The organism is Ruegeria sp. CG1 (assembly GCF_056537265.1).
Window position 1 is genome coordinate 519758 of sequence record NZ_JBQFRF010000003.1, and the last position, 13078, is coordinate 532835.

Annotated in this window: 17 protein-coding genes; 16 read left to right on the forward strand and 1 reads right to left on the reverse strand. The window is 56.9% G+C overall.

The features are described 5' to 3' along the window. Positions 1 to 8: 8 nt before the first annotated feature. The 16 genes from ACR0AU_RS12075 to ACR0AU_RS12150 all read left to right on the forward strand — a co-directional run bounded on the left by ACR0AU_RS12075 (position 9) and on the right by ACR0AU_RS12150 (position 11710). On the forward strand, positions 9 to 491 hold the full coding sequence (locus ACR0AU_RS12075) for a tripartite tricarboxylate transporter TctB family protein (protein ID WP_480795719.1): 483 nt from the start codon (positions 9 to 11) through the stop codon (positions 489 to 491). Between the two features lies 1 nt (position 492). Then, positions 493 to 2004, forward strand: a complete 1512-nt coding sequence (locus ACR0AU_RS12080; RefSeq protein ID WP_170391820.1) for a tripartite tricarboxylate transporter permease — start codon at positions 493 to 495, stop codon at positions 2002 to 2004. Then, entirely contained in the window at positions 1994 to 3181 is a 1188-nt protein-coding gene (locus tag ACR0AU_RS12085; protein ID WP_170594888.1) for a CoA transferase, read from the forward strand. Before ACR0AU_RS12080 ends, ACR0AU_RS12085 begins: the two co-directional genes overlap by 11 nt. Next, complete coding sequence (locus ACR0AU_RS12090) at positions 3178 to 3951, forward strand: citryl-CoA lyase (RefSeq protein WP_170609333.1); 774 nt, start codon at positions 3178 to 3180, stop codon at positions 3949 to 3951. The genes ACR0AU_RS12085 and ACR0AU_RS12090 overlap by 4 nt, the downstream gene beginning before the upstream one ends. Before the next feature lie 453 nt (positions 3952 to 4404). Next, the gene (locus tag ACR0AU_RS12095; protein ID WP_480795720.1) at positions 4405 to 4545 is read left to right on the forward strand and encodes a hypothetical protein; all 141 of its coding nucleotides are present in this window, start codon (positions 4405 to 4407) and stop codon (positions 4543 to 4545) included. Positions 4546 to 4618: 73 nt separating this feature from the next. Next, on the forward strand, positions 4619 to 4774 hold the full coding sequence (locus ACR0AU_RS12100) for a hypothetical protein (RefSeq protein WP_480795721.1): 156 nt from the start codon (positions 4619 to 4621) through the stop codon (positions 4772 to 4774). Between the two features lie 113 nt (positions 4775 to 4887). Further along, positions 4888 to 6996 carry an AAA family ATPase gene (locus ACR0AU_RS12105; protein ID WP_480795722.1) on the forward strand — a complete coding sequence of 703 codons (2109 nt, stop codon included), beginning with the start codon at positions 4888 to 4890 and terminating at the stop codon, positions 6994 to 6996. A 649-nt stretch (positions 6997 to 7645) separates the two neighbouring features. Beyond that, positions 7646 to 7864 (forward strand): hypothetical protein, encoded by a 219-nt coding sequence (locus ACR0AU_RS12110; protein ID WP_480795723.1) that lies wholly within the window; start codon positions 7646 to 7648, stop codon positions 7862 to 7864. 29 nt (positions 7865 to 7893) lie between these two features. Then, positions 7894 to 8127, forward strand: a complete 234-nt coding sequence (locus tag ACR0AU_RS12115; protein ID WP_480795724.1) for a hypothetical protein — start codon at positions 7894 to 7896, stop codon at positions 8125 to 8127. Continuing rightward, a complete protein-coding gene (locus ACR0AU_RS12120) occupies positions 8114 to 8401 on the forward strand; it encodes a hypothetical protein (RefSeq protein ID WP_480795725.1) in 288 nt (95 codons plus the stop codon). Before ACR0AU_RS12115 ends, ACR0AU_RS12120 begins: the two co-directional genes overlap by 14 nt. Positions 8402 to 8549: 148 nt before the next feature. Next, positions 8550 to 9095, forward strand: coding sequence for a hypothetical protein (locus ACR0AU_RS12125; RefSeq protein WP_480795726.1), 546 nt, complete (start codon positions 8550 to 8552; stop codon positions 9093 to 9095). Further along, a complete protein-coding gene (locus tag ACR0AU_RS12130; RefSeq protein WP_480795727.1) occupies positions 9092 to 9523 on the forward strand; it encodes a hypothetical protein in 432 nt (143 codons plus the stop codon). The genes ACR0AU_RS12125 and ACR0AU_RS12130 overlap by 4 nt, the downstream gene beginning before the upstream one ends. After that, positions 9516 to 9767, forward strand: a complete 252-nt coding sequence (locus ACR0AU_RS12135; RefSeq protein ID WP_480795728.1) for a hypothetical protein — start codon at positions 9516 to 9518, stop codon at positions 9765 to 9767. Before ACR0AU_RS12130 ends, ACR0AU_RS12135 begins: the two co-directional genes overlap by 8 nt. Then, on the forward strand, positions 9767 to 10927 hold the full coding sequence (locus ACR0AU_RS12140; RefSeq protein ID WP_480795729.1) for a phage major capsid protein: 1161 nt from the start codon (positions 9767 to 9769) through the stop codon (positions 10925 to 10927). The genes ACR0AU_RS12135 and ACR0AU_RS12140 overlap by 1 nt, the downstream gene beginning before the upstream one ends. 185 nt (positions 10928 to 11112) lie before the next feature. After that, positions 11113 to 11346, forward strand: coding sequence for a hypothetical protein (locus tag ACR0AU_RS12145; RefSeq protein ID WP_480795730.1), 234 nt, complete (start codon positions 11113 to 11115; stop codon positions 11344 to 11346). A 190-nt stretch (positions 11347 to 11536) separates the two neighbouring features. Beyond that, positions 11537 to 11710, forward strand: a complete 174-nt coding sequence (locus tag ACR0AU_RS12150) for a hypothetical protein (RefSeq protein ID WP_480795731.1) — start codon at positions 11537 to 11539, stop codon at positions 11708 to 11710. A gap of 362 nt (positions 11711 to 12072) precedes the next feature. Here the strand turns inward: ACR0AU_RS12150 and ACR0AU_RS12155 are convergent, their stop codons facing one another. Then, positions 12073 to 12990, reverse strand: coding sequence for an LAPAL motif-containing putative phage structural protein (locus tag ACR0AU_RS12155; protein WP_480795732.1), 918 nt, complete (start codon positions 12988 to 12990; stop codon positions 12073 to 12075). Positions 12991 to 13078: the final 88 nt, after the last annotated feature.

Genomic DNA, 13078 nt, shown 5'->3' on the forward strand with positions numbered 1-13078 from the left:
GGGGAAACATGGCGCTGGATCGCTGGATCGCGCTCGTTTTGCTGGGCATATGCCTGACATATGGCTACACCGCCTGGTTCACGATGGATGGCAGTCTGCCCCCCTTCATGCAGCGCAACCCCATTTGGCCGAGCACCTTTCCCAAGGTGCTGTCGATTTTGGGGATAATTGCCACAACGATTATTCTGCTGGGATTTGAAAAGGCTGAGCCCAAAGAGGCTGATATCGATTATCGGAGGCTGGGCGAATATCACCTGGGCCAGGCGCTGCTGTTGCTGGCTTTGATGGTTGCCTATGCGCTGTGCCTGCGTCCGGTTGGATTTCTGATCTCGACATCCGGGTTCCTGATCCTCGGTTCTTTCATTCTGGGCGAACGCAAATGGCACGTCATGCTGCCGGTTGCCGTAATCGCTACAGGTTCAGTCTGGTACCTCGTGCAAGAGGTTCTTGGCATCTACATGCGACCCTTTCCGGGCGTTTTCGGAGGCTGACATGCTTGAAGGATTGTTGATCGGCCTACAAACGGCATTCTCCATCCAAAACCTGTTGATGGTCATAGCGGGCTGTCTGATTGGTACATTCATCGGCATGCTGCCCGGTCTTGGGCCGATGTCGATTATCGCCATCATGATTCCGGTCGCCATTTCGATGGGCGATCCGTCCGCCGCATTGATCCTGCTTGCCGGTGTCTATTACGGCGCAATCTTTGGTGGCTCGACATCTTCCATTCTTCTGAACGCGCCGGGGGTCGCGGGAACCGTGGCCTCAAGCTTCGACGGCTATCCGATGGCTCGCCAGGGCAAAGCCGGGAAGGCGCTCACAGTTGCCGCTATCGCCAGTTTCGCCGGGGGTACGATAGGCGCGCTACTGCTGATGGTCTTTGCGCCTGCATTATCCTCGGTCGCACTGCTGTTCCACTCGGCTGAGTACTTTGCCTTGATGGTAGTGGGTCTATCCGCCATCGCCGCCTTTGCGGGAACCGGGCAGGTGGCCAAGGCAATTGTCATGACCATTCTCGGGCTGATCATGGCCACTGTCGGCGAGGGCGCGCTGTTCAACTTGCCGCGTTTCACGATGGGGATCATGGATCTGCAGTCCGGCTTTGGTTTCATCACGCTTGCAATGGCGATGTTTGCCCTGCCCGAAGCGCTGTTTCTGGTTCTCAAACCCAAGGACCTGCAAGGCGACGAAGGCGAAATCAAGGACCTGCGCATCACAGGATCCGAGGCAAAGGCCATCGCTCCGGTGGTTGGTCGCCAATCTGTGCAGGGTTTCTTTATCGGTGTGCTTCCGGGGGCAGGGGCAACGATTGCCAGTTTCCTTGGCTATGCGGTTGAACGCAATATTGCCCCGAAAGAAGAGCAGGAGGAGTTCGGCAAAGGCTCGATCAAAGGTCTGGCAGCACCCGAGACAGCTAACAATGCTGCCTGTACCGGTTCCTTTGTTCCGTTGCTGACGCTCGGCATTCCAGGTTCCGGAACTACGGCCATTTTGTTGGGCGCCCTGATCGCGCTGAATGTGACACCGGGTCCGCGCCTGATGATCGACGAGCCACAGGTATTCTGGGCTGTCATCATGTCGATGTTCATTGGCAATCTGGTGCTGCTGATCCTGAACCTGCCGTTGATCCCCTATATCGCCAAGGTGCTTGCAGTACCGCGCAACTATCTGATCCCGTTCATTTTGTTCTTCACCCTCATGGGGGCCTATATCGGGCAGAACAATGCCACGGAACTGCTGATATTGGTCGGCTTCGGCGTCTGCGCCACAGCACTGAAATTTGCCGATTACCCTCTGGCACCGCTGCTGATCGGTTTCATCCTTGGCGGCATGATGGAGGATAACTTCGCCCGTTCCATGCAGCTGTATGACGGCATCGCCTTTATCTGGGAACGTCCGATGACGCTGGGCCTGTTGGTGATTGCCCTCCTTCTGGTGCTGTTGCCCAGTTACCGCGCACGTCGCGCCAAGGCGCGAGCGGCAGGCGTGGCCGATGGCGACTGAGCCACTTTCAGGCATCCGGGTTCTTGACCTGACTAATGTCCTGGCCGGGCCGTATTGTTGCTACCAACTGGCCCTGATGGGGGCCGAAGTGATCAAGGTCGAACGCCCCGGCAGCGGAGATCTGGCCCGTGTGCTGGGGGCGGATCCTGATCGGAACAAGGCCGGCATGGGCATCAGCTTTCTGGCGCAGAATGCAGACAAGAAATCCGTGACTTTGGATATGAAGGCTGATCGGGGAAAGGCTCTGCTCAAGCGGCTGGTCAAGACTGCCGATGTGCTGGTCGAGAACTTCCGGCCCGGCGTGATGGACCGGCTTGGGCTGGGGTATCAGGTTCTGCGCGCCGAGAACCCCAGACTGATTTATTGTGCCATCAGCGGGTTTGGTCAGGATGGACCACGCCGGGATGACCCGGCCTATGACCAGATCGTGCAGGGGATCAGCGGTGTCATGTCAATCACAGGTGCGTCGGATACCGCGCCTTACCGGGTCGGCTATCCTCTGGCAGATACCGTCGGCGGGATGACGGCGGCCTTTGCCATAAGCGCGGCCTTGAATGCCAACCCGCGCGGGGCATTCCTTGATGTCGCAATGAACGAGGCGGTGGTTTCGACCATGGGGTGGGTGGTGTCCAACTATCTGGTCGGTGGCGTGACTCCTGCGCCGCATGGGAACGAAAACACAACCTCGGCCCCGTCCGGAACTTTCGCCACATCCGACAACCCTATAAATATCGCCGCCAATCGCGACGAACAATGGCATGCGCTCGCCCAACATCTGGGCCGCGCCGACCTTTTGACGCATCCGGACTACCTAACCCGCGAGGATCGCAAGACCAACCGGCATGAATTGCGTCAAGAGCTGGAACGCACGCTTTCTACCCGTCCATCCAGTGATTGGGTCCAAGAGTTGAATGCGTTGGGTGTACCGGCCGGGCCGGTTATGACGGTGCCGCAGGCTTTGTCCGACGATCAACTCTCAGGTCGCGGGCTGATTGGAACTCTGTCGGCGCACGGAGAGAGGTTACGCCTTGCGGGCAGCCCAGTGGTCATTGATGGCGCACGCTGCATGCCACGATCCGCACCACCGGATCTTGGGGCCGACAACCTCTCGATTTGGGCCGAGCTTGGACTGTCGGACGCAGAGATCGAAACGTTGCGACATGAGAGGGTGATATGAGCGATGTTGCCGATTGGTGGCGCACCGCCATCATCGATATGGAGCCCGGGCGCATTGAACTGCGTGGCCAGCCGATTCAAGACCTGATCGGCAATCTGGGTTTCGCTGAAATGATTTGGTTGATGGTGCGGGGTGACAGACCGACACCTGCGCAGGCTCGATTGTTCGAGGCCGCTTTGGTCGCCGCCGTGGATCACGGCCCGCAAGCCCCCTCGATCGCGGCTGCACGAATGGCGGTGACCTGCGGGCTGTCTCTTAACAACGCGATGGCGAGTGCTGTTAACATGCTGGGTGACATCCATGGTGGTGCCGGCGAGCAGGCGATGGAGCTTTATCACTTTGTAGACGCCCATGCCGAAGGCCCAGAACAGGCATTGGACGACTGGATCGCCGAACGCGGGAAGATACTGCCGGGTTTCGGGCATCGGTTCCATACACCGACGGACCCGCGCGCACCCCGGCTGATGGCCCTGGTTGCTGATGCAGTCGAACAGGACGCCTGCGAAGGTCGGTTCATGAAAGTCGGGCAAGCCGTGGAAACCGACCTGATGCGCCGGAAAGGCAAGCCGGTGCCGATGAATATCGATGGTGTCACGGCAGTGATCTATGCAGAGCTAGGCTTTGCCCCGCCATTGGCACGAGGCTTATTTTGCCTTTCGCGGTCGGTCGGCATTCTGGCCCATGCCTGGGAGCAGACCCAGCAAGGCGGACGCAACAAAGGCCCTACGCCGCCCCACTATCGCTGGACATATCTAGGCGATGGAAGTTGAGGTATGCCGCCTGTCGTTTCTCATGGCTTCGGATGCCTTTTATCCAGTTTCTGAAACACAGCGACATAGTTTGTGGCTAGAGCCTTCGCCTTGCGGCCAACACCGTCCAGAACTGCGTAGTACAGGAGCTGGATAATTTGGGTGAAGTGACGTCGCAGCTGACACAGGTAGGACTGGCGTAGCGTGTTGTCGTTTTCCAGGAAAATGCGCACAAGGCGGACAACGTAATCGCCCTAAGTCAATGATCTAGAGTGAATTGGAGGCGAGTACCGGAATCGAACCGGTGTACACGGATTTGCAATCGATCTGTTGCAGGTGTTTGCGGATTTCTTCGCGGTAGAGTTGTTCTATGTCTAGCAAGTCTCTAAGTCCTTATAAGATATAAAAGAATTTTTATAATCTCACATATTTTGATGCGCGTTGAATCAAGATTGGTGATAGCTTGTGTCGGCTATGCAGACACCGACCAGCATTGAAAACCAGCGTAAATACGACGCCAAAACGGACGCCTTAGTGCGGGCCGTGCAGACCGCACGTGCCGCGTTGCGTGAGGCTGAACACAAGCTGGCCCAGCATCTGCATTTGGACAAGTAACAAGATCCATTAAGATCTTGATTTTACTGTGAAAATAAGATCCGTTTCGGGTCTAAACAGAAGGAAACTGACGATGAAAGAACCCAAACAGCCCGACCTGCACCAGATGCGCAAGGATATGCCTTATGGCGGCATCGTGGATGTGGACATCGGCACGATTACGGTCACCGCTGAACAGTGGAAGAAAGCCGGTGAAGCGGTCAAAGCTGAAGCCCAGACTAAAGACTGATCAACCCAGCTAGGCCGGTGGGGGCGGGTGTGGCTGGCCCGAACTGACACGAACCACTGGCATGAAAAGACCCGGAACGCTTGGGGCGTAACCGGGCCAATCTTGGACTTGCTATGTCAGACGCCGACAATGTTACACCGCTAAACACCGCAGGGCAAACATCCGCTTGGGACAGGGCCACAGCCGAACGCAATTGGCTGGTGTTCGCCATAACGCAAGCCGATCCGCAGACCGGCAAGACCGGCAAATTCCCGACCGACCGGGTCGAGTCGGAATACGCACATGAAAGGGTCAATTTCGACAGGCCGATAAATGTCGATCACGCGGCCCGTTACACATACGCTGAAATGGCTGGGCTGCTGACCCGGCTTACCCCGTTTGGTGACATTACCCATTACGCAGCCGGATACCTGCCACGACCGGGCAGCGCGCTGGTGATTGGTGATCTGGACAATTGCCGCGACCCGGCGACAGGCAACGTCGCAGATTGGGCCATTGGCGTCCTGAAGGCCGGACCGGCTTACGCTGAAGTATCGGCCAGCCAGACCGGCATTCGCCTGCTGATGGAACGCATGGACGGTGACGACCAGCACACCAGCGGTGAAAAGAACGGGGCCGGGTTCTTTGCCAACGGCAAGCGCGGTGCGGTGCTGACCTTTAACAAACTACCGGGCCACGACATACAGCCCGTGAAGACACCAGCCGTGCGTGACGCGATCCTTGCAAGGCGGGGACATCTGGCAAAGCAGACCGACCGTCACACGTCGGACGTTACAGACCCGGTGTCGTTTGAGACGGTCCGACAGGTGCTGATGTCGATACCGAACCCCGATTACGATTATGACACGTGGATCGATGTGGGCTACGCGATCAAGCATGCGCTGGGCGATCAGGGCTGGCCGTTGTTTGAATGGTGGTCCGGTTTGGCCCCGAAGAACCAACCGAAGCAGACAGGCCGTACCTATGCCGGATTGAAGCCTGACGGATCGATCACGTTTGGCAAGCTGGTCCACATGGTCAAAGCGGCCAACGGTGGGACGCTGCCAGACGCTGTGCGGGCCGTGATGGACCAGAGACGGGCCGAACGTCACGCCGCCCACATGCCAGCCGCTGTGCCGCCTGATCTGGCCGCACACATGGCGATGATGCCCGCAGTCGCACCGCAGCCACCTGTCACCATGACCACGTTCAAGGCACATGAACTGGCCTTTTCCCCGATCCCGCCACGTGAATGGCTGGTACCGGATTGGGTGCCGCTGAAGACCGTCACAATGCTTGGCGGGGATGGTGGTGTGGGCAAATCCCTGCTGGCCCTGCAATTGGCCGTCTCAACGTCGCTGGGCCGTCCGTGGATGGGCATGGATGCCGGGTCTGGCCCTGTCCTGTACCTGTCCGCTGAAGACGACACAGACGAATTGCACAGGCGGCTTGCGGGTATCTCTGGCGGTTACCAGGTGCCTTTAAACATGATGCGCGATCTGACCATTGTGCCGATGGCTGGCAAGGATGCGATCATCGCCGCGCCGGAACTGAACGGCGTGCTGAAGCCCACACAGGTGATGAACCAGCTACGCGCGCACATCGCCCTGATCCAGCCGCGTCTGATCGTGCTGGATACGCTGGCCGATCTGAACGGTGGGAATGAGAACGACCGGGCGCAAGCGCGCCAGTTCATCGGCATGCTGCGTGGAATTGCGATTGATCACGGCTGTGCTGTGGTCCTGTTGGCGCATCCATCCAAGACCGGCATGGCGACAGGCGACGGCACCAGCGGCAGTACAGGCTGGAACAACAGCGTACGGTCGCGCATCTATCTGGATCGTGTGGAACAGGACGGTGAAGAACTGGACAGCGATCTGCGTGTGATGCGTCGCATGAAAGCGAACTATGCCCCGGCCAATGACGAAGTGCCGTTGCGGTGGAAAGACAAATGCTTTGTGCGGATCGCCAACATGGACTCGGTGCGTGCGAATGAGTTGGTTCAGTGGCGTGGTGTGTTCCTGTATCTGCTGGACCTGATGACCGAACAGGGCCGCAACGTAACAGACAAGATGTCACGTAGCGGTGCGTCAGTGATCTTTTCGGAACACCCAGACAGTGAAGGGTTGACCAAGTACCAGTTCAACAAAGCTATGGAGTCACTGTTGAGCGATGGTGCGATCACTCTGGAAGATCATTCTACGCCGTCCAGAGACGTGAAATATATACGTCGTGTTATATGATTTGACCTACCGAAGTGCTACCGAAGTGCTACTGAACCCACCTACTGAACCCCCTATACTACTACGTAGTATAAACAGGCTTCGGTAGCCTGTTTTATACAACGCGTAGTTTGATCACGTTGACGGGCCGTGTTGGAACGTGGCGTACACAACGCAGACCCAGCAAATCCCCTAGTCTTTTGCCTATATGATTTGGCCACTGCGTACAGCATCACACGCAGTGACCCACCACCACCAACAGAGGGTCAAGGGCGATCAGGGTATGATATATGCGTTTCATTATAACCATCCCCCACCCATGTCATTGCGTTGACGATTGATCGTGTCACGTGTTGGTTCGTTGCTGATCGGTTGCGTGACGTGTCGTGTGATGGCGACCGTATGTCATCAACGTGTGGGGAGGGTGTTGCCAAGCATGATTGGGGGTCGCGCCACCGCGACGGGGGCTGAATTTCAACATCAAATGGCAAAAATGACCTTCGTTAAAATCATATAAAAATCGGTCTAAATCGGTCCGTAACAGCCGTCTAATTTCGCTGGATTTCACCGAAATAGAGTGATTTATAAAAACTATGGTAGAAGTGTCGTGCGATAAGCTATGTTTATGATGAATCGCGCCCGTCCCGGCGCGGACCTTGCTGGTGAGAGTATGACAGACCCACTGGAACAAGCCCTGAATGACGCACGCATCGACAAGATGATCATGCACGCACGCCGCTGCATATCGAAGCACGTCGGACAGCCAACGGAACACCACACCGCGCCCGGTATCCACGAAATCGCTTGCGGGGGTAATTTCATCAAGGTCCGGCAGGATGTGCGGTCCAGCAAACAGATTCTGGAACAGTGGGTGGACCAGCATGGGTAGACGCAACCGACCACCGAAGGGGAAACGCAATGCAACCAGCCGGACTCCGTCAAAGCCAGTTTGCCGCGATCAAAGGCGAGTACCGGATGGTGATCGGACAGTGCGAAACGTGCGGGACGCTGACACACGATCTGATGGTCAGCTACACCGGCCCGTACGCTGAACCCTTCGACCCTGACCACCTGATTTGCCGGTGCCGTGGATGCACCCGCAAAGGCAACACGACGCTGATCAAAGTGGTGCTGGCCCATGTCGCCGCTTGAAGCCATGCTGGCCGACGCCCAGCGGTGCAACGCCGATCTGAAGGACATCATGCGCGACAGCCGGAGCGTGACATACACAGCCAGCGGAAAAGTCATGCCGATCCGGCAGCGCGACCAGATCGATCAGCGCGCTGGTAAATTGTGTGACGGCTGTGGCAAACACATCAAACCCGGCGATCCGCGCTGGCATTGGCACGGTGATCTGGCGTGTTCGGAAACGTGCTGCGTGGACATCCAGCGTTTTAACAGGTGGGCCAAAACCAGCGTTGCGTGACCACCTGGTAACTACCAGATATGGTATGATATAGAAGTTTTTTTATATCTTATCCCATTGAAATTAATTGCGTTTCGGTACGACTCAAAATCTAGACTCACCACTACATCTGGTGTCATGCTGTCGGTAACCTTCAAAGGACCGACGTATGACCTTGACCGTTCGCACAGCACCCACAGCAGCCCGCAAGCTGGTCAAATCCGTCGGTTACATCCGCCAGCAATTAGACTCCGCATCCCGCGCCGAAGAAGACGGGATCAAAGGGGCGTTTGAAAACAGGGTACGGATAACCGCCAAATTCGCCCACGATCAGGATCGTGCCAAACGGGCCATAGCTGACACCCGTGCGGCATCGGTCCGGTATCAGATCGCCGTCAACGTGCTACTGGGTCGGGTCAAATCGTCATCGACCGATGAGTTGCACCAAACCTGTGCCGACCTGCATCGGATGGATGCCCAGCAGGCTGCGGCACTGGCCGACCAGATGCAGCAGATCGCGCTGAAGGCTGAACAGGTGGCCGACCGCGCAGCAGATCGGCTGGATGGGGCTGAAGATGATCTGAGGGTGACCGACGCTTTGGCGGAATATCTGCACACCCTGTCCAAGCATTCTTTCGACAAGAGCAACCCAGCCGTTCGCGCCAAGCATCGCGATCTGATGGCGTGGAAAACCGTAGCGAGGCAACGCGCATGACTAATCCGTTCAGAGACGACCAGCAGAACCCGTACGACCTGCCGTTGGTCGGTGGCAAGCTGCAACAGACCGGCGCACAGCTGGACGCCAACGCGGTCCTGTACGATCCGGTGTCTGACGCGGTCAATCCGGCTGGTGTGGCACTGATCCAGACCATCATGAAGCAGGTGGCCAAGCGTACGCCCGATGCGGACATGATCGCCACCGTGATGGCAAAGCAGATCGCCAAACACGTCCAGCCCCTGCTGGACCGGATCGACGTTCTGGAACGTGCCTTGGACGTGCGCAAGGCCGACACAGCCGCCGCGATCCAAAAGCACATTGACCAATTCACGGGCGACGATGACGACGCCCCGCTGGACCAGCGCACGCTGGAACGCATGGCCGACCAGCACGCCAAGATGATGGAAGGGGTCCGCAATGGCTGAGGCACCCATGGACGTGCAACGCGTCATGACCGAACTGCCCCGCCAGATCAAACGCACCCGCGCCAAGATGGTGGCGGAACTGCTGCTGGAAGGCAAAAGCACCACAGACGCCAAGCGGATCAGCGACGCCGCACATAAGCGGACGTACAAGAATTGGCTGCGTAAATTTGGTGAAAAACACTACCACCGGCCCGGTTTGGTGGATGCCGCCGAACGAACCCTTAAACGCGAAGGAGTCCTGTGATGAACGCAGCACACGCAAACACCCGCCGCCGTGACAGTGACGACAAAGCGGCCCAAATCCTGATGCAAGAAACCAAAGCAGCCGCCTTTGACGACGCGTTGCAGGTTGCCCGTGACGCACCGGCCACGGCCCGACGCCTGAAAGCTGCTGAAGCCGAACTGGCGGCACGGAAGGAACTGGACAAGCGGCCCGTTGCGGTGACCGTACAGGCACCACGACCGGCACAGGTCAAAGGCGTCACCAAGGTGCCACGCAGCACCGACATCGCCTTTGCCAAAGCGGTGGCCCATTTCGCCCAGCGTGACATCGCGCAGGTGGCCGACGATCTGTTCCCCGGTGATGCGGGCCGGTTGCAGCGCAAGGCCGCGACGGCACCCGCACACACGGCAGACGGCACAGGCGGTGCGAACATCACCGAACATGAAGTCGGCCCATGGGTCGAAGAACTGCGGCCTGTGTCGGTCTATGCTGCCATGGCGGCTGGTGGCGTGCCGTTGCCGATGAATGAGGTTGCCGGCCTGACGATGCCGACCAACCCCGGCACGGGCGACATCAGCGGATCGTTCGTTGGCGAGAAAGGCACGATCCCGGTCAAATCAACCGTGGTCGGATCGGTGAATTTTCAGCGGTACAAGATGGCCGTCTTGTCGGTCTTTTCCAACGAATTGCGCGACACCAGCACACCCGGCATTGAGTCGGTCCTGCGGCGTAACGTGGTGGCTGATACGGCTGAAATGCTGGACGGTCATATCCTCAATCCAGCGAACGCAGCGGTTGCCGGTATCCGTCCAGCGTCGCCTTGGTTCGGTGCCGCAAACCAACCGTCCGCTGGTACCGGTTTGGACAATGTGATCGCGGACATCGCGTATCTGACCGGCATCATCACCGCCAAGCGGCCACGCAACCCGGTCCTGATCATGGACAATATGCGGGTCCAGCGGCTGCGCATGATGCGTGAAGCCGGTGTGTTCCTGTTCCGTGACGAAGTGGAACGCGGCGAACTGTTCGGCCTGCCGCTGATCGTTTCTGCGACGGTCCCGACCGACCATATTTTCGTGATCAATCTGGCCGACTTCGCGTCATGGCTACCGGCACCGGAAATCGACACCAACGGATCGGCCACGGTCGTGATGGCTGACGATGCGGCACCCGCACCGTAGATGCAGGACGAAAACGCGATCAATGACACGGGCGGATCGATCCACGTGTCTGACGCGGCTGGTGATGGCGCACAGGTCATCAGCAGCTTCCAGATCAACGCCACCGTCCTGCGGATGGTCCAACCCGTAACGCACGGCATGTTACGGGCCGGGACGGCTGCGTACGTCACGGGGGTGGCGTGGTAATGTTCGAACCGACCAATGCACCGAACCTGCTGCTGGCCATCGACCGTGACGGCCAACATCGCCTGTGCGCATCCGTGATGGACCGCAGGACGCGGGAAGTGGTGGCCACGGCCCTTGAACGCGTCGTGACGCTATACAAGCCCTGCAATGACGTTCTGGCCGAACACGTGGCTGTCGCGCTGCAACCGTTCATGAACCGACTGGATCAGGAAGGGGTGGCCGCGCGACCGTAACAACCGATCCGAACGGGCTGAAAGGTATCCGTCAAAGCCGTTACGACGCGGGCCTGCTGGTGAACGATTACAGCAAGACACCGACGCCGAAATCAAACGATCACTTGTTTATGCCACGGCACGAACGCACCACACGGAATGGAACGGACAATGACCGGTGATCTGAATCGAAAAGAAAGGAATTGACCGTATGCCCTTTGATACTCCGAAGCCTAAGCGCAAACCCGAAGACCTGAAGAAACTGGTGCGGGTCGGGTCGATCAAAAAAATGGCCAAGATATTGGGCCGCGAACTGGACGAACGCGAACTGGCACTGTTGGACAACGCGCTTAAGGATTGGGAGCCGCCAAAAAGTAAAAGCTAAATCTCCACAACTTCGTCACCTGGTAGAAACACTTGCTCGAAACTCTGCTGCAGCGGTGCAACTAACTAATGCTGTCGTTGACTTGGTCTGATCGAACTGGGAAGCTAGATGGACTGTTGTATGGCACTGGCGAAGCGTCGGGTAAGGGCGTCCCAGTTTTGTCGGTCCCTTAATTTTTCTTACCATTCTGCAAGAGATTTGGCATACGATCCTTGTAGGTTGAAACGGATGGAAAGTTCGTGAACGAACAGTATCTAAAACGAATGATGAAGTTTATTGCAGAACTGGCCGCAATGGCCGTCGCTGTTTTACTGCTTCAATTGTTCATTTTTTGGGTCGGTTTCGATGCGGCGTGGCCGATCCTATTGGGCGTTTTGATTGTTTTGGTCGTCATCATCGCCGCTATGCGAAAGTAGCAATTCTGCTTGTTTGGTGTTCTGCCGCCAAGAGTGGACTTCAGGTATGGCGTATGACTTATTTTGCCAAACGCCATCTGCATAGATCTGAGTAGTTTCCAGCGTCACATCCAAAATCACACCGCCCGCAAGCCTAAGCTGGGTCGTTCCATCAAGAATTTGTTGTTGGAAGTTCTCATCAAGCATTGTGACCGATATTTGATGGCCATTCGAAAAGATGCGCCATTTGGCTCGGCTTTCAATAAGCGGGGCATTTGCGAGAACAACTTCGACCCGCTCGGAGACAACACGCGGCTCTGTTTCAATGTCAGGTTCTTTTTTGATCACTGCCCCCGATCGACCGCCAAACTCTGCTCGAGGAATGACAACAGCAGGACGATCATCTTTCTCGTTCGGGACCGCACCCACACCCGTAATAGCTCGATCCGGCTCAACAGCGCGGTAAAACTCGCGACGTGGCGCGGTTACTGTTTCAGAACGTTCTACGTTTCGAACTGCCTCAGCGATCCTTTGAATATCCTCCTCGGAGAGATTTTCTTCCTCACCAACAATGGCTTCGATGGCTTCGTCCATCACTTTTCCTTGAATATGTCCCGTAGCATTGGTGACCAGAACTGTGGAAATTACCAACGCTAAGTCTCTAAGCCGTTTAGCAGTGACCAAGCCCCGAAGCCCAGCTATGATCCTCAAACTACCTGGTGCGGAGTACTGATAGACCATCGAAAATTCTACGCCAGGTTCCATCAAGAAAACTGCTTCCCCGGCCATTTTTTCAAATTGAACCATCGCTGCGCCAACAGCCCCGAGACTGGGGCGTGTGTCGGGCGAAAGATCAAAGTAAATCGTAAGTGGTTGTTCAATCATAGATTCTATAAAAAATCCGCTTATTGGCTATTTCCAAGCCAATAGGCCTCGTTCAACTATGCATTGCAATAGAAAAGCAATTATTCTC